Here is a 15851-nt window from a genome sequence, read left to right on the forward strand (position 1 = left end):
TCAAAAACGATGTTTGTCTTCATTCTGAGAAGAAAATCATTTTGATTTTCTTCTTTTTTATTCAGCAAGGAGTTTTTGATAAATTGCTAAATTTTCATCATCAAATACGTTAAATATGACTTTTTTTATTATACTTGACTCATTAATAAAGGTTTTGACTGTTTGAATGGCGATTTTGGCAGCTTTTTGTTTTGGAAAATTGAAATCTCCAGTTGATAGACATGGAATAGCAATTGATTCAATGTTATTTTTCTCGGCTAGTGCTAATACTGAGAGATAGCTTTTTGCTAAAAGATCCTCATCAATTTGTGTCGGTTGGTCTACTATTTTCGGACCTACTGTATGAATGACAAAAGCAGAAGGAAGGTTGTAAGCTGGAGTGATTTTAGCCATACCAACGGGTTCTTCATATCCTTGTTCTAAGATGAGTTCGAAACAAGCTTGGCGTAACTGAACACCTGCATATGTATGAATAGCATTATCTACACAATCATGGAGTGGTTTCATACATCCTAGTAAGGTTTTATTGGCTGCATTTACGATTGCATCTACTTCAAGTCTTGTAATATCACCCTTCCAGAGGTAGATTCGATCATCTTGAGGGATGGGCTGGAGTGAACTGAGTTGTACAAATCCACGTTCCCCTTTCCTAACTTGTAGGTAAAGATCTTGTATTGTCAAGAATTGTGTTGATGCTGCCATTGGTTTACGTGTATTAAAGAGGGCTCTGAGAAGCTTTTGCTTTTCCTCGAGTTCTTCTGGGATAATCAAATCATGTAATTCTAGATTTTCTTTTTTGAGTTCACCTATGAGATAGGTAATCATTGCATCTTTATCCATATTTACTCATTTCTATTTTTTAGTTTTTTATTATTATACTCCCAAGATAGGCTGTGAGCAAGTGATGTCTATGATAGGCAATGATTAATATTTGATAAGAATTTTTTATGTATGTGTCAAATTCTTGCAATGGCCTTTAGAATCATATAGAATAGGTCTACAAAAGTTTTATAATGTCTAGGAGGATGAATATATGACACAAGTAGTAACAGATGCTACATTTGAACAAGAAACAGCTGAAGGGCTCGTTTTGATTGATTTTTGGGCAACTTGGTGTGGGCCTTGCTTGATGCAAGCACCAATTCTTGAGCAACTTTCTGAAGAGATTTCAGAAGATGAACTTAAGATTGTTAAAATTGATGTTGATGAGAACCCAGAAACAGCTCAGAAGTTTGGAATCATGTCTATTCCAACTTTACTCTTCAAAAAAGATGGTGAGGTTGTTAAGCAAGTTGCAGGTGTACATACAAAAGAACAAATTAAAGCTATCGTTGCAGAGCTTAGCTAACTAATCGTCACAGTCCCGTTTAGGGATTTTTATTTTATTCGAACGACAAGGAGAGTCTTATGTCTTATTCATTTCAAAATCCTACTGCTGAGGTTATAGAGTCTTATCTAAAATCAGCAAAGACGATTGCAATTGTTGGTTTATCTCATCGTAAGGAGGCAGCATCTTATCAGGTTGCTCATTTTCTACAAGCTGCTGGTTATCGTATCATACCAGTAAATCCCAAACTAGAAGGCCAGGAGCTTCTTGGAGAGCATGTTTATGCTTATCTTAAAGATATCCCATTTTCGATTGATATTGTTGATGTATTTAGACGAAGTGAGTTTTTACCAGATGTTGCTTATGATTTTCTTGAAACGGATGCAAAAGTTTTTTGGAGTCAAATTGGTCTTGAGAATGAGGAGGCTGAGACTATTCTTCGTCAAGCGAATAGACAGGATATTGTAATGAATCGTTGTACAAAGATAGAATATATGCGACTCTTTGTTTAATAAAATGAAAAGGTGAGTGAGCTATGCTCGCTCGTTTTTGTTATAATAGACCTATGATTGAAATTTTTGATACGCATACCCACCTTAATGTGGATAATTTTGCAGGAAAAGAACAAGAAGAAATAGATTTTGCAGCTGAACTAGGTGTTATAAAAATGAATATTGTTGGTTTTGATAAGCCGACAATTGATAAATCTTTAGCACTATCAGAGAAGTATGATCAACTATATAGTACGATTGGATGGCATCCTACGGAAGCAGGGTCCTATTCTCAGGAAATTGAGGATATGATTGTATCACAATTGGATAATCCGAAAGTAGTGGCACTTGGGGAAATTGGTTTGGATTATTATTGGATGGAAGATCCTAAAGAGATTCAGATTGATGTCTTTAAGCGTCAAATAGCTTTGTCAAAGGAACACAATTTACCTTTTGTTGTCCATACACGTGATGCACTTGAGGATACCTACGCTGTTATTAAAGAGGTTGGTGTTGGTCCTCGTGGGGGGATTATGCACTCATATTCAGGATCCTTAGAAATGGCTCAAAAATTTGTTGATCTTGGAATGATGATTTCATTTTCAGGTGTTGTAACTTTTAAGAAGGCTTTGGATGTCCAAGAAGCTGCTCAGAAGTTACCTTTAGATAAGATTCTGGTTGAAACGGATGCACCGTATTTGGCACCCGTTCCCAAACGTGGTCGCGAGAATCGTACAGGCTATACACGTTACGTAGTAGATAAGATTGCTGAGCTTCGTGGTTTAACAAGTGAAGAGGTTGCTAGAGCTACTTATGATAATGCGATGAGGATTTTTGGGTTTAATTAAGTTTAGACTATTTATGGAGGATTAGGAAAATGAATTTAATCAAACAATATCACGAATATCTTAATAATGAAAAGTATAAAAACTTATCAAAAGAATTCTTTGTTAAAGAAGTTGTAGTAGATGCGTTTTTTATTTTTGATACTAATAGTATACTTTATCCGCTTAAAAATTATTTAACTCCTGATAAGGTTTTTGAGGCATTAAATCAAGTGAGAGTGAAGACTTTCATTCCATTTGTTTCTCAAGTAGAATATCTTAATAATGAATCTCAAGTGGTCCAGGGCACTTATAAATTGTAACGGGACACAAATCAAGTGATAGAAAGTATAGAAAAACAAAATAACTTACTTAAGTATGATAAAATAAAAGATTTAGTCAAGGAAAAACTATTTGAATTTAGGGATAAAAAATTTTCTAATGATTATGATTCAGATAAAATTTTTGAAGTAACTGATAGGTATTGGGAACAAATTGAAACAAATATTAGACCTGAACTAAACAAAATAATTTCTGAAATGAACAATTTAGTTAATGGAGTAAAGAAAGGGGTTACTTCAAATTTTAGTTGGGAAGATATAATAAGTAAAGAAGATTATGATGGTAAAGAACTTAAAAATAGACTAGAGAACTGGTTAAATGATGTAGAGTTAGGTAAATGTTACGATAAGAATATTTTACAAGATTATGTGTTAAAGATTAAGAAACGATACGATGCTAAGATTTCTCCAGGGTATATGGATTTAAAGGATAAGGAGGGGAAGTATATTCAATTTGGGAATTTAATTATGAAAAGCTCGTATTCTGATGCATTGTTTTGGTTGGAATCTTTGGACTATCTTAAAAAGAATAGCATAAGATCTAAGTATCTTGTTATAGTTTCGAGTGAGTTAAAGGAAGATTGGGTGGTAGATGGTAAGGTTTCATCATTAAAAGATGATCTAGTTAGAGAATGTTTGATTGAAACTGGTATGATTCCTTTAAAAATTGATGTTAAGGATCTAGTTGCACATTTGACGAATATGACGGAAGAAGAGTTACGTCATGCTTATGAGACATTCAATGAGACAAGATGCGCTTTCAGCTTGTATGGTGGAGAGATTCAAACACCGTTAAGCCAGAGAGAAATGATGATTTCAATTTTTGAATCGATACTAAAAAACGAATCAGTAAACAAATACTTGGAGTTGCCATGTCTACAGCTTGCGTCAGAGCACTCGATGAATTCTATCTATAATTCATTTGAACGAGTCTATGACAAAGACAAGAAAGAAGTACTTTTAGGGCTAAATTTAAACTTAAAAGACAAGTTAGTTTATATATATAGACTATTGGAATTGAGAGTACCTGGCAGTGCACCACAGTTAAAATTTTTTGATAATGAAGTACAAAATCAGTGGACTAAAGTATGCAAGAAGATGAAGAAAAAATAAAAATTCAAGAAATCGTCGTGGTAGAAGGTAAGGATGATACCGCAAATTTGAGACGTTTTTATGAGGTGGATACCTATGAGACTAGAGGCTCTGCTATCAATGAAGACGACTTAGAGCGTATTGATAAGCTTAATGACTTACGCGGAGTGATTGTTTTCACTGATCCAGACTATAATGGTGAACGTATCCGTAAAATCATCATGGAAGCTGTTCCGACAGCAAAGCATGCTTTCTTAAACCGTGGGGAAGCAACACCAAAATCTAAGACTAAAGGTCGTTCATTGGGTGTTGAGCATGCGAGTTTTGAGGACCTTCAAAAGGCCTTATCTGGAGTTCTAGGTAGTTACGATGATGATAATCAGTTTGATATTAGTAAATCAAATCTTATGAAGTTAGGACTACTAATGGGAGCAGATAGTCGAAAGCGTCGAGAATATTTGGGCGAGGCGCTTCGTATTGGTTATTGCAATGGGAAGCAGCTTCTAAAACGTTTGGAATTGTTTGGAATCACTTTAGAGGAGCTGGAAGAGGCTATGTCAAATTACTAGACTACCAGTAATCTTAAAATCAAATCGCTATTAAGTAGCTTATTATAGAGGTTGGGATAATTAAGAACTTGGACTTGTTTTGTGTCCAAATATAAAAATCGTGAAATTAATAAGAAAAGAGAATAAATGAGAATTGCAGATTATAGCGTGACCAAGGCTGTACTTGAACGCCATGGCTTTACCTTTAAGAAGTCTTTCGGACAGAACTTCTTAACAGATACAAATATTTTACAAAAAATTGTTGATACGGCAGAGATTGATAAAAATGTCAATGTAATCGAAATTGGACCTGGTATCGGAGCATTAACAGAATTCTTGGCTGAAAATGCTGCGGAAGTTATGGCTTTTGAAATTGATGATCGATTGGTTCCGATTTTGGAGGATACATTACGTGATCATGATAATGTTAACGTGATTAATGAAGATGTTCTCAAGGCAGATTTACAGACACGGGTAAATGAATTTAAAAATCCAGAACTACCAATTAAGGTCGTAGCCAATTTGCCATATTATATTACGACGCCGATCTTGATGCATTTGATTGAGAGTAAGATTCCTTTTGCAGAATTTGTCGTTATGATGCAAAAAGAAGTCGCTGACCGCATTTCTGCAGAGCCTAATAGCAAGGCTTATGGTTCTCTATCAATTGCCGTTCAGTATTATATGACCGCTAAAGTGGCATTCATTGTCCCTCGTACAGTCTTTGTACCAGCCCCTAATGTTGACTCAGCTATTTTGAAGATGACGCGTCGTGAACAACCGTTGGTTGAAGTTAAAGATGAGGATTTCCTTTTCCGAGTGGCTAAGGCTAGCTTTGTCCATCGTCGTAAGACATTGTGGAATAATTTAACAAATCATTTTGGTAAATCTGAGGAAGTGAAAGCCAAACTTGAGCAGGCTTTGGAAATTGCAGATATAAAACCTTCTATTCGTGGAGAGGCTTTATCTATTTCTGATTTTGCACACTTATCAGATGCTTTGAGAGAAGCAGGCCTATAATTCAAAAATCCCACTGAGATTCAGTGGGATTTTTAGCTATGCGGAGAAAGGGATTTGAACCCTCACGCTTGAAAAAGCACATGCGCCTGAAGCATGCGTGTCTGCCATTCCACCACCTCCGCAGATGATATGCCTATTATACTGCAATCTATTGAAAATGCAAGGAGGCCCATGGGAAATGGAAGATCCGTTTTTTTGTTCCAGAAAAGCTTTCTAATTTGTGATATAATAGGGCTATTAAACGAATGAGGAGTTCACTTGCAAGGAAGAATTATCAAAGCACTGGCAGGTTTCTATTATGTAGAGCATGATGGTGTTGTATACCAAACGCGTGCACGAGGAAATTTTAGAAAAAAAGGACAAACACCTTATGTTGGAGATTTTGTTGAATTTTCAGCAGAGGAAAATTCAGAAGGTTATATCCTAAAAATTGGTCAACGAATCAATAGTTTAGTGCGTCCACCCATTGTCAATATAGATCAGGCTGTGGTTATTATGTCTGCTAAGGAACCGGATTTTAACAGTAATCTTTTGGACCGTTTTTTGGTTTTACTAGAGCATAAAAATATAAAACCTGTAATCTATATTTCTAAGATGGACTTGGTTGAAGATGATTCAGAAATGAAAGCCATTCAAAAACAGTATCAAAAAATTGGTTTTGATTTTATCTTCAGTTTGGAAGAACTATTGCCGCTCTTGACTGATAAAATAACAGTCTTTATGGGACAGACGGGTGTTGGAAAATCAACCTTGTTGAACCGTATTGCCCCACAGTTACATTTAGAAACAGGTGAAATTTCAGACAGTTTAGGTCGTGGACGTCATACTACAAGGGCTGTAAGTCTTTATGACGTTCATGGTGGGAAGATTGCTGATACACCAGGATTCTCTTCGCTAGATTATGAAGTGGATAATGCAGAGGACTTGAGTGAAGCTTTTCCGGAAATTCGTCAAGCTAGTCATGGTTGTAAATTCCGTTCTTGTACTCATACCCATGAGCCTTCTTGCGCTGTTAAGGAAGAGGTTGAAAATGGCCAAATCTGGCAAGTCCGTTATGATAATTACCTTCAATTTCTAAGTGAAATTGAAAATCGTCGTGAAACATATAAAAAAACTGTAAAAAGAAAGTAGGTCTCTCATGTCATATAAAATTGCTCCTTCTATCCTAGCTGCTGATTACGCTAATTTTGCTTCAGAACTAGCTCGTATTGATGCATCAGGTGCGGAATATGTTCACATTGATATTATGGATGGTCAATTTGTTCCTAATATCAGTTGGGGAGCAGATGTGGTTGCTAGCATGCGTAAACATAGCAAGTTAGTTTTTGATTGTCACCTTATGGTTGTTGATCCAGAGCGTTATGTGGATGCCTATGCACAAGCTGGTGCAGATATCATGACCATTCATGTTGAAGCCACCAAGCATATCCATGGTGCCCTCCAGAAAATCAAAGCTGCTGGTATGAAAGCAGGTGTTGTGATTAATCCTGGAACCCCAGTTGAGGCACTTATTCCTGTACTTGATTTAGTGGATCAAGTACTTATCATGACTGTAAATCCAGGTTTTGGTGGTCAGACGTTCATTCCAGAAATGATGTCTAAAGTAGAGCGTGTTGTGGAGCTTCGTGAAAAAGGTGGCTATTCATTCGATATTGAAGTTGATGGTGGTGTAGATAATAACACTATTGCAGCATGTGCCAAGGCGGGGGCTAATGTTTTTGTCGCGGGCTCTTACCTCTTCAAAAATCCTGATTTGACAGCGCAAGTTCAAACGCTTCGTGATGCTATCGATGCCTAAAATAGCTTTATTTGTCGGTGGTGAGCTAGAGTGGTTCACTACCGATTTTGATTATTTTGTTGGGGTGGATCGTGCGTGCTTACGTTTGTTGGAGTTAGGTTTACCTATTGATTTGGCTGTTGGAGACTTTGATTCAGTATCTCGGTCAGAGTTAGAGATGATCCAATCAGCTACCAAAGATTGTATGATTGCTCCGGCTGAAAAGGATGACACGGATACAGAGTTAGCCCTAAAAATTACATTTCAGTTATATCCTGAGGCGGAAGTAACTATTTTCGGTGCTTTTGGTGGCAGAATTGATCATATGTTATCAAATATATTTTTGGTCAGCGATCCTGAATTAGCTCCTTTTATGAGGCGTATCTGTTTGCGAGATAAGCAAAATAAGATTACTTATTATCCAGAAGGAAGTCATAAAGTTTTACAAGAACCCGGAATGACGTATGTTTCTTTTTTACATGAGGGTGATGGAGAACTGACGATTTTGGGAGCAAAATACGAATTAACTAGTATGAATTATTTCCAGAAGAAAATCTATTCTAGCAATGAATTCATTGATGGTCCGATTCAAGTGCTTGTGCCAAATGGATATGTGATTGTCATCCAGACTAAAGATAGGAGTTAGTATGATTTATCTACTTACACTTTTAACTTTATTAAGCTTGGGGATTCTTATTGTTCTTTTCTTGAAGAATATGGAGTTAAAAGAACAGATTAATAAGAGTTTGGAAGAAAATGCAGATAATCTTTCAGATCAAGTTTCGTTTCAATTGGAAAGTTTTGCTAAGACAAACCAACTGGAAACAACAAAGCAATTGAACCAATTGCAGATGGAACTATATCAACAGTTGACAGATATCCGAGAGGTTTTACATCAAAATTTGTCTGATAATCGAGACCGTTCTGACCAACGTCTTGAGCAAATAAACCAAAGCTTAACCAAAGCTGTTAAAGATATGCAGGATTCCAATGAGAAACGTTTGGAACAAATGCGTCAGACAGTTGAAGAGAAACTTGAGCAAACCTTACAAACACGTTTACAAGCCTCTTTTGAGACAGTTTCAAGACAGTTAGAGTCGGTTAATCAGGGCTTGGGGGAAATGAAAAATGTAGCCAAGGATGTTGGAAGTCTTAACAAGGTCCTTTCAAATACAAAAACACGAGGTATTTTGGGAGAGCTTCAATTAGGGCAAATTATTGAAGACATATTGACTGTTAATCAGTACGAGCGAGAATTTCCTACGGTATCAGGTTCAAGTGAACGAGTTGAATATGCAATCAAAATGCCAGGAAACCATAAAGACGAATATATCTACCTTCCCATTGATTCTAAGTTTCCTTTGGAAGATTACTATCGTCTGGAAGATGCTTATGAGTCTGGTAATAAAGAGGAGATTGAGAATCACCGTAAGTCACTTCTGGCTAGTATTAAGCGATTTGCAAAGGATATTAACAAGAAGTATCTTAACCCACCTGAAACTACAAATTTTGGTATATTATTTTTGCCGACGGAAGGACTTTATGCTGAGGTAGTACGCCAACCAGCCTTCTTTGACGCCCTTCGTCGCGAGGAGAATATTGTTATCGCAGGGCCGTCAACCTTATCAGCACTCTTGAATTCATTGTCTGTAGGTTTTAGAACTTTGAATATTCAAAAGAATGCGGATGATATTAGTAAGATTTTAGGTAACGTCAAACTAGAATTTGGCAGGTTTGGAGATATGTTAGCTAAAGCTCAGAAACAATTGAATACAGCAAGTAAAACCGTCGATAGTCTTCTTAACACAAGGAGTAGGGCAATTGTTAGAGCTCTTGATACAATTGAAACCTATCAAGACAGTGCGATACAAAGTTTGTTGGATTTACCACGATTAGAAAACGAGGACAAGCATGAAGATTAATCAAATGAAAAAAGACGAGTATTTTGAAGGTTTTTATCTGATTAAGCGTGCAGAGGTACGTAAGACAAGAGCAGGAAAGGATTACATTGCCTTTACATTCCAGGATGATACTGGAGAGATTTCAGGCAACCTATGGGATGCTCAGCCTTATAATGTCGAAGAATTTACCGCAGGTAAAGTAGTGCATATGGAGGGCCGTCGAGAGGTTTATAATAATACTCCTCAGGTAAACCAAATTACCTTACGCTTGCCTACATTTGGTGAGCCAAATGATCCGGCTGATTTCAAAGAGAAACCACCAGTAAATCCTTCCGAAGTACGCGAATACCTAGAGCAAATGATTTTCAAGATTGAGGAAGCAACTTGGCAGCGTGTTGTTCGTGCCCTTTATCGAAAGTATAATAAAGAGTTCTTCACTTTTCCAGCTGCTAAAACAAATCATCATGCTTTTGAAAGTGGACTAGCCTATCATACAGCTACTATGGTTCGCCTAGCGGACAGCATTGGAGATATTTATCCAGAGCTCAATAAGAGTCTACTCTTTGCCGGAATTATGCTTCATGATTTAGCTAAGGTTATTGAACTTACTGGTCCTGAAAATACTGAGTATACGGTTCGTGGAAACTTGATTGGTCATATTGCTTTGATTGATGAAGAAATCACTAAGGTGCTCATGGAGCTTAATATTGACGATACGCGTGAGGATGTTGTTGTTTTGCGTCATGTCATTCTCAGCCACCACGGACAACTAGAGTATGGTAGTCCAGTGCGCCCCCGTATTATGGAAGCAGAAATTATTCATATGATTGATAATCTTGATGCCAGTATGATGATGATGACGACAGCCCTTAACCTAGTAGGTCCAGGAGAAATGACAAATCGTCTCTTTGCTATGGATAATCGTTCCTTCTACAAGCCAAAATTTGATTAAAATCGAAATTAAGCGAGCATTTTATATGAAAATGTTCGTTTTTTGCTGTATTATGGTATAATAGTTAAAAAGTACAGAAAATATAGGTAACATATGAAATTAAAACGAAGTGAGCGCATGGTAGTGATTTCAAACTACCTGATTAATAATCCTTATCAATTGACAAGTCTCAACACCTTTGCAGAACGTTATGAAGCTGCAAAGTCTTCAATCTCAGAAGATGTTGCTATCATTAAAAAAGCTTTTGAGGAAAGTCAAATAGGAGAAATCGAAACAGTAACTGGTGCATCTGGTGGCGTTATGTTTACACCGACTATTTCTGATGAAGATGCAAGAAGTCTGGTTGAAGATCTTTGTAAACGTCTTTCCGAGAGTGATCGTATCTTACCAGGTGGTTATCTCTACCTATCTGATTTACTGAGTACACCGTCTATTTTAAAAAATGTTGGTCGTATCATTGCCAGTGCCTTTAAAGGACAAAAAATTGATGCCGTTATGACTGTTGCAACTAAAGGAGTTCCTTTAGCAAATGCAGTAGCAGATGTCTTGAACATTCCATTTGTTATTGTTCGTCGTGACTTGAAAATTACAGAAGGTTCAACCGTATCTGTAAACTACGTTAGTGGTTCAAGTGATCGTATTGAAAAGATGTTCCTTTCAAAACGTAGTTTGAAACCTAATAGCCGTGTCCTTATTGTCGATGATTTTCTTAAAGGTGGCGGTACCATTACGGGTATGATTAGCTTGCTTTCAGAATTTGATAGTGAGTTAGTAGGTGTAGCTGTATTCGCAGAAAATGCTAAAGGTGATCGTGATATCCATGAATATAAATCATTACTTACTGTTTCTGACATCGATGTAAAAGCACAGAAGGTAGAAGTTGAAGTCGGTAATATTTTTGACAAATAATTAATCTACGATAGTATTCCTAATTTAACGATTAGGAATTTTTCTTTTTAACAAGAAAGTCTTGACAATAATTATCAAAAAATGATACTATATTAGACGGTACTTTTTACTTTTGGTCTCTCAAAAGTGTACAGAGACGTGCTGACATAAGTTGCAAAAGTACACACAGATATGGGCTGTCACCAAGTGCCATATCAACCAAAAATAAAAAAACACAGGAGAATGTAGATGCCTACAATTAACCAATTGGTTCGTAAACCACGTCAATCAAAAGTTGTAAAATCTAAATCACCAGCTTTGAACGTTGGTTACAACAGCCACAAAAAAGTTCAAACTAACGTATCTTCACCACAAAAACGTGGTGTTGCAACACGTGTTGGAACAATGACACCTAAGAAACCTAACTCAGCCCTTCGTAAATTCGCTCGTGTACGTTTGAGCAACCTTATCGAAGTTACTGCTTACATCCCAGGTATCGGACACAACCTTCAAGAACACAGCGTTGTTCTTATCCGTGGTGGACGTGTAAAAGACCTTCCAGGGGTACGTTACCACATCGTCCGTGGTGCACTTGATACTGCAGGTGTAGCTGATCGTAAACAAAGCCGTTCTAAATACGGTGCTAAACGTCCTAAAGGATAAGAAGGGAGATAAGATAAAATGAGTCGTAAAAATAGAGCGCCTAAACGTGAAGTATTGGCAGATCCATTGTACAATTCAAAAATCGTTACACGTCTTATCAACCGTGTAATGCTTGACGGTAAACGTGGTACTGCTGCAACAATCGTATACGATGCTTTCGAGCAAATCAAAGAAGCAACTGGAAACGATGCTCTTGAAGTATTTGAAACAGCTATGGACAACATCATGCCTGTACTTGAAGTACGTGCACGTCGTGTCGGTGGTTCAAACTACCAAGTCCCAGTTGAAGTTCGTCCAGAACGTCGTACAACTCTTGGTCTTCGTTGGTTGGTTAACGCATCACGTGCGCGTGGTGAACACACTATGAAAGATCGTCTTGCAAAAGAAATCATGGACGCTGCAAACAACACTGGTGCATCAGTTAAGAAACGTGAAGATACTCACAAAATGGCTGAAGCAAACCGTGCCTTTGCACACTTCCGCTGGTAATCATAAGCTTCAAGCTGAATTACAGTCATATATTCATAAGCTAAGATTATGGATTTGTAATAGGCTGACTCTGAATTCAAATAATATCATTCATATCATTTGAAAACCAGTTAAATATTAGTGAAAAAACGGGTAGGTCCTGCCTATCCGTTTTTTGACAATAATGTTATAATAAATAAGTAAACTAAAATATTTATAGGAGAATAACCTAATGGCACGCGAATTTTCACTTGCAAAAACTCGTAATATCGGTATCATGGCCCACGTCGATGCCGGTAAAACAACTACAACAGAGCGTATCCTTTACTACACTGGTAAAATCCACAAAATCGGTGAAACTCACGAAGGTGCATCACAAATGGACTGGATGGAGCAAGAACAAGAACGTGGTATCACAATCACATCTGCCGCTACAACAGCACAATGGGATGGTCACCGCGTTAACATCATCGATACACCAGGACACGTGGACTTCACAATCGAAGTACAACGTTCACTCCGTGTATTGGATGGTGCCGTAACCGTTCTTGACTCACAATCAGGTGTAGAACCTCAAACTGAAACAGTTTGGCGTCAAGCAACTGAGTATGGTGTTCCACGTATCGTATTTGCCAACAAAATGGATAAAATCGGTGCAGACTTCCTTTACTCAGTAAGCACACTTCACGATCGTCTTCAAGCAAACGCACACCCAATCCAATTGCCAATCGGTGCTGAAGATGATTTCCGTGGTATCATTGACTTGATTAAAATGAAAGCTGAAATCTATACTAATGACCTTGGTACAGATATTCTTGAAGAAGATATTCCAGCTGATTACGTTGATCAAGCAAACGAATACCGTGAAAAATTGATCGAAGCAGTTGCTGAAACTGACGAAGATTTGATGATGAAATACCTTGAAGGTGAAGAAATCACTAACGAGGAATTGAAAGCAGCTATCCGTCGTGCGACAATCAACGTTGAATTCTTCCCAGTTCTTTGTGGTTCTGCCTTCAAGAACAAAGGTGTTCAATTGATGCTTGATGCGGTTATCGATTACCTTCCAAGCCCACTTGATATCCCTGCAATCAAAGGTATCAACCCAGATACAGACGAAGAAGAAACTCGTCCAGCATCTGATGATGAGCCATTCGCAGCCCTTGCCTTCAAGATCATGACTGACCCATTTGTAGGTCGTTTGACATTTATCCGTGTTTACTCAGGTATCCTTCAATCAGGTTCATATGTAATGAACACATCTAAAGGTAAACGTGAACGTATCGGACGTATCCTTCAAATGCACGCTAACAGCCGTCAAGAAATTGAACAAGTATACGCTGGTGATATCGCTGCTGCTATCGGTTTGAAAGATACTACAACTGGTGACTCATTGACTGATGAAAAAGCTAAAGTTATTCTTGAGTCAATCGAAGTTCCAGAACCAGTTATCCAATTGATGGTTGAGCCTAAGACTAAAGCTGACCAAGATAAGATGGGTATCGGTCTTCAAAAACTGGCTGAAGAAGATCCAACATTCCGTGTTGAAACTAACCCTGAAACTGGTGAAACAGTTATCTCTGGTATGGGTGAACTTCACCTTGATGTCCTTGTTGACCGTTTGAAACGTGAACACAAAGTTGAAGCAAACGTTGGTGCTCCACAAGTATCTTACCGTGAAACATTCCGTGCTGGAACACAAGCACGTGGATTCTTCAAACGTCAATCTGGTGGTAAAGGTCAGTTTGGTGATGTTTGGATTGAATTTACTCCAAACGAAGAAGGTAAAGGATTCGAATTCGAAAATGCTATCGTCGGTGGTGTGGTTCCACGTGAATTCATCCCTGCAGTAGAAAAAGGATTGGAAGAATCTATGGCTAACGGTGTCCTTGCTGGATACCCAATGGTTGACATCAAAGCTAAGCTTTACGATGGTTCATACCACGATGTCGATTCATCTGAAACTGCCTTCAAGATCGCTGCGTCTCTTGCACTTAAAGAAGCTGCTAAGACTGCACAACCAACTATCCTTGAACCAATGATGCTTGTAACAATCACTGTTCCTGAAGAAAACCTTGGTGATGTTATGGGTCACGTTACAGCTCGTCGTGGACGTGTTGATGGTATGGAAGCACACGGTAACAGCCAAATCGTTCGTGCATATGTTCCACTTGCTGAAATGTTCGGTTATGCAACAACACTTCGTTCTGCAACTCAAGGTCGTGGTACATTCATGATGGTATTTGACCACTATGAAGATGTTCCTAAATCAGTTCAAGAAGAAATCATCAAGAAAAATTCTGGTGAAGCTTAATTAGAACTTATAAAGTTAAGGTACTTATGAAAGTAAGTGCCTTTTCTATTTGCAATTTTTTGAAAAAAATTATATAATATGACTGTTGAAAGGTTGAATTGAAAGCGCTCAAGTTAATCTTTTCACAATAGGGAGAGCTTGCTCTCAAAATTATATTTATTTGATTTTCATAAGGAGGAAATCACTAATGGTAGTTAAAGTTGGTATTAACGGTTTCGGTCGTATTGGTCGTCTTGCTTTCCGTCGTATCCAAAACGTAGAAGGTGTTGAAGTTACACGCATCAATGACCTTACAGATCCTACAATGCTTGCACATTTGTTGAAATATGACACAACTCAAGGTCGTTTCAACGGAACTGTTGAAGTAAAAGAAGGTGGATTTGAAGTTAACGGTAAATTCGTTAAGGTTTCTGCTGAACGTGATCCAGAACAAATTGACTGGGCTAGTGACGGTGTAGAAATCGTTCTTGAAGCAACTGGTTTCTTTGCAACTAAAGCAGCTGCTGAAAAACACTTGCACGCTAATGGTGGTGCTAAGAAAGTTGTTATCACTGCTCCTGGTGGAAGCGATGTTAAAACAATCGTATTCAACACTAACCACGATACACTTGATGGTACTGAAACAGTTATTTCAGGTGCTTCATGTACAACTAACTGTTTGGCACCAATGGCTAAAGCATTGCAAGATAACTTTGGTGTTAAACAAGGTTTGATGACTACTATCCACGGTTACACTGGAGACCAAATGATCCTTGATGGACCACACCGTAAAGGTGATTTGCGTCGTGCTCGTGCTGGTGCTGCTAACATCGTTCCTAACTCAACTGGTGCTGCTAAAGCTATCGGTTTGGTTATCCCTGAATTGAACGGTAAACTTGACGGTGCTGCTCAACGTGTTCCAGTTCCAACAGGTTCTGTAACTGAGTTGGTTTCAGTCCTTAACAAAGAAGTAACTGTTGATGAAGTTAACGCAGCAATGAAAGCAGCTGCTAACGAATCTTACGGTTACACTGAAGATCCAATCGTATCTTCTGACGTTGTTGGTATGTCATTCGGTTCATTGTTTGACGCAACTCAAACTAAAGTTCAAACTGTTGATGGACATCAATTGGTTAAAACTGTGTCATGGTATGACAATGAAATGTCATACACTTCACAACTTGTACGTACTCTTGAATACTTCGCAAAAATTGCTAAATAATTCAATAGTATATTAAGGGCTCTTTGTCAACTGTAGTGGGTGAC

Annotated in this window: 18 protein-coding genes and 1 tRNA gene; 17 read left to right on the forward strand and 2 right to left on the reverse strand. The window is 37.8% G+C overall.

The window, feature by feature from the left end; translation table 11 throughout:
* Nucleotides 1-57: 57 nt before the first annotated feature.
* Entirely contained in the window at nt 58-840 is a 783-nt protein-coding gene (locus tag HMPREF2571_RS03305; protein WP_002884817.1) for a protein-ADP-ribose hydrolase, read from the reverse strand.
* A 193-nt stretch (nt 841-1033) separates the two neighbouring features.
* Here HMPREF2571_RS03305 and trxA point away from each other — a divergent pair, with 193 nt between their 5' ends.
* The 7 genes from trxA to rsmA all read left to right on the forward strand — a co-directional run bounded on the left by trxA (nt 1034) and on the right by rsmA (nt 5643).
* A complete protein-coding gene (trxA, locus tag HMPREF2571_RS03310) occupies nt 1034-1348 on the forward strand; it encodes a thioredoxin (protein ID WP_002884315.1) in 315 nt (104 codons plus the stop codon).
* 59 nt (nt 1349-1407) lie between these two features.
* Nucleotides 1408-1839, forward strand: a complete 432-nt coding sequence (locus tag HMPREF2571_RS03315) for a CoA-binding protein (RefSeq protein ID WP_070847195.1) — start codon at nt 1408-1410, stop codon at nt 1837-1839.
* 53 nt (nt 1840-1892) lie between these two features.
* Nucleotides 1893-2666, forward strand: a complete 774-nt coding sequence (locus tag HMPREF2571_RS03320; RefSeq protein WP_070847204.1) for a TatD family hydrolase — start codon at nt 1893-1895, stop codon at nt 2664-2666.
* A 29-nt stretch (nt 2667-2695) separates the two neighbouring features.
* The gene (locus tag HMPREF2571_RS03325; protein WP_070847197.1) at nt 2696-2965 is read left to right on the forward strand and encodes a hypothetical protein; all 270 of its coding nucleotides are present in this window, start codon (nt 2696-2698) and stop codon (nt 2963-2965) included.
* Nucleotides 2966-2980: 15 nt separating this feature from the next.
* On the forward strand, nt 2981-4096 hold the full coding sequence (locus HMPREF2571_RS03330; protein ID WP_070847200.1) for a PIN-like domain-containing protein: 1116 nt from the start codon (nt 2981-2983) through the stop codon (nt 4094-4096).
* A complete protein-coding gene (gene rnmV / locus HMPREF2571_RS03335) occupies nt 4072-4644 on the forward strand; it encodes a ribonuclease M5 (RefSeq protein WP_070847202.1) in 573 nt (190 codons plus the stop codon). The genes HMPREF2571_RS03330 and rnmV overlap by 25 nt, the downstream gene beginning before the upstream one ends.
* Before the next feature lie 126 nt (nt 4645-4770).
* On the forward strand, nt 4771-5643 hold the full coding sequence (gene rsmA, locus HMPREF2571_RS03340) for a 16S rRNA (adenine(1518)-N(6)/adenine(1519)-N(6))-dimethyltransferase RsmA (RefSeq protein ID WP_045769111.1): 873 nt from the start codon (nt 4771-4773) through the stop codon (nt 5641-5643).
* 39 nt (nt 5644-5682) lie between these two features.
* Here the strand turns inward: rsmA and HMPREF2571_RS03345 are convergent.
* Nucleotides 5683-5765, reverse strand: a tRNA-Leu gene (locus tag HMPREF2571_RS03345).
* Between the two features lie 136 nt (nt 5766-5901).
* Here HMPREF2571_RS03345 and rsgA point away from each other — a divergent pair.
* The 10 genes from rsgA to gap all read left to right on the forward strand — a co-directional run bounded on the left by rsgA (nt 5902) and on the right by gap (nt 15807).
* Nucleotides 5902-6774, forward strand: a complete 873-nt coding sequence (rsgA, locus tag HMPREF2571_RS03350) for a ribosome small subunit-dependent GTPase A (RefSeq protein ID WP_045769112.1) — start codon at nt 5902-5904, stop codon at nt 6772-6774.
* Between the two features lie 7 nt (nt 6775-6781).
* Nucleotides 6782-7441: a ribulose-phosphate 3-epimerase gene (gene rpe / locus HMPREF2571_RS03355; RefSeq protein WP_045769113.1), complete on the forward strand. Its 660-nt coding sequence runs from the start codon at nt 6782-6784 to the stop codon at nt 7439-7441.
* The gene (locus HMPREF2571_RS03360; RefSeq protein WP_045769114.1) at nt 7434-8066 is read left to right on the forward strand and encodes a thiamine diphosphokinase; all 633 of its coding nucleotides are present in this window, start codon (nt 7434-7436) and stop codon (nt 8064-8066) included. The genes rpe and HMPREF2571_RS03360 overlap by 8 nt, the downstream gene beginning before the upstream one ends.
* A gap of 1 nt (nt 8067) precedes the next feature.
* Nucleotides 8068-9342: a DNA recombination protein RmuC gene (locus tag HMPREF2571_RS03365; protein WP_045769115.1), complete on the forward strand. Its 1275-nt coding sequence runs from the start codon at nt 8068-8070 to the stop codon at nt 9340-9342.
* Nucleotides 9332-10273, forward strand: coding sequence for a 3'-5' exoribonuclease YhaM family protein (locus HMPREF2571_RS03370; protein ID WP_002884679.1), 942 nt, complete (start codon nt 9332-9334; stop codon nt 10271-10273). The genes HMPREF2571_RS03365 and HMPREF2571_RS03370 overlap by 11 nt, the downstream gene beginning before the upstream one ends.
* A 93-nt stretch (nt 10274-10366) precedes the next feature.
* A complete protein-coding gene (gene purR / locus HMPREF2571_RS03375; RefSeq protein WP_002891918.1) occupies nt 10367-11182 on the forward strand; it encodes a pur operon repressor in 816 nt (271 codons plus the stop codon).
* 228 nt (nt 11183-11410) lie between these two features.
* Complete coding sequence (gene rpsL / locus HMPREF2571_RS03380) at nt 11411-11824, forward strand: 30S ribosomal protein S12 (RefSeq protein WP_002884809.1); 414 nt, start codon at nt 11411-11413, stop codon at nt 11822-11824.
* A gap of 18 nt (nt 11825-11842) precedes the next feature.
* Complete coding sequence (rpsG, locus tag HMPREF2571_RS03385) at nt 11843-12313, forward strand: 30S ribosomal protein S7 (protein WP_002884746.1); 471 nt, start codon at nt 11843-11845, stop codon at nt 12311-12313.
* A 211-nt stretch (nt 12314-12524) separates the two neighbouring features.
* Complete coding sequence (gene fusA / locus HMPREF2571_RS03390) at nt 12525-14606, forward strand: elongation factor G (protein WP_002884537.1); 2082 nt, start codon at nt 12525-12527, stop codon at nt 14604-14606.
* 187 nt (nt 14607-14793) lie between these two features.
* Nucleotides 14794-15807, forward strand: a complete 1014-nt coding sequence (gene gap, locus HMPREF2571_RS03395) for a type I glyceraldehyde-3-phosphate dehydrogenase (RefSeq protein WP_013991208.1) — start codon at nt 14794-14796, stop codon at nt 15805-15807.
* Nucleotides 15808-15851 lie beyond the last annotated feature (44 nt).

Origin of the sequence: Streptococcus sp. HMSC068F04 (genome assembly GCF_001837455.1) — a bacterium.
Classification (GTDB): domain Bacteria; phylum Bacillota; class Bacilli; order Lactobacillales; family Streptococcaceae; genus Streptococcus; species Streptococcus salivarius_D.

What these genes read in the sequence shown, in the direction of transcription:
- HMPREF2571_RS03305 (WP_002884817.1), bottom strand. Translation starts at nt 840, where the DNA reads ATGGATAAAGATGCAATGATTACCTATCTCATAGGTGAACTCAAAAAA.
- trxA (WP_002884315.1), top strand. Translation starts at nt 1,034, where the DNA reads ATGACACAAGTAGTAACAGATGCTACATTTGAACAAGAAACAGCTGAA.
- HMPREF2571_RS03315 (WP_070847195.1), top strand. Translation starts at nt 1,408, where the DNA reads ATGTCTTATTCATTTCAAAATCCTACTGCTGAGGTTATAGAGTCTTAT.
- HMPREF2571_RS03320 (WP_070847204.1), top strand. Translation starts at nt 1,893, where the DNA reads ATGATTGAAATTTTTGATACGCATACCCACCTTAATGTGGATAATTTT.
- HMPREF2571_RS03325 (WP_070847197.1), top strand. Translation starts at nt 2,696, where the DNA reads ATGAATTTAATCAAACAATATCACGAATATCTTAATAATGAAAAGTAT.
- rnmV (WP_070847202.1), top strand. Translation starts at nt 4,072, where the DNA reads ATGCAAGAAGATGAAGAAAAAATAAAAATTCAAGAAATCGTCGTGGTA.
- rsmA (WP_045769111.1), top strand. Translation starts at nt 4,771, where the DNA reads ATGAGAATTGCAGATTATAGCGTGACCAAGGCTGTACTTGAACGCCAT.
- rpe (WP_045769113.1), top strand. Translation starts at nt 6,782, where the DNA reads ATGTCATATAAAATTGCTCCTTCTATCCTAGCTGCTGATTACGCTAAT.
- HMPREF2571_RS03360 (WP_045769114.1), top strand. Translation starts at nt 7,434, where the DNA reads ATGCCTAAAATAGCTTTATTTGTCGGTGGTGAGCTAGAGTGGTTCACT.
- HMPREF2571_RS03365 (WP_045769115.1), top strand. Translation starts at nt 8,068, where the DNA reads ATGATTTATCTACTTACACTTTTAACTTTATTAAGCTTGGGGATTCTT.
- HMPREF2571_RS03370 (WP_002884679.1), top strand. Translation starts at nt 9,332, where the DNA reads ATGAAGATTAATCAAATGAAAAAAGACGAGTATTTTGAAGGTTTTTAT.
- purR (WP_002891918.1), top strand. Translation starts at nt 10,367, where the DNA reads ATGAAATTAAAACGAAGTGAGCGCATGGTAGTGATTTCAAACTACCTG.
- rpsL (WP_002884809.1), top strand. Translation starts at nt 11,411, where the DNA reads ATGCCTACAATTAACCAATTGGTTCGTAAACCACGTCAATCAAAAGTT.
- rpsG (WP_002884746.1), top strand. Translation starts at nt 11,843, where the DNA reads ATGAGTCGTAAAAATAGAGCGCCTAAACGTGAAGTATTGGCAGATCCA.
- fusA (WP_002884537.1), top strand. Translation starts at nt 12,525, where the DNA reads ATGGCACGCGAATTTTCACTTGCAAAAACTCGTAATATCGGTATCATG.
- gap (WP_013991208.1), top strand. Translation starts at nt 14,794, where the DNA reads ATGGTAGTTAAAGTTGGTATTAACGGTTTCGGTCGTATTGGTCGTCTT.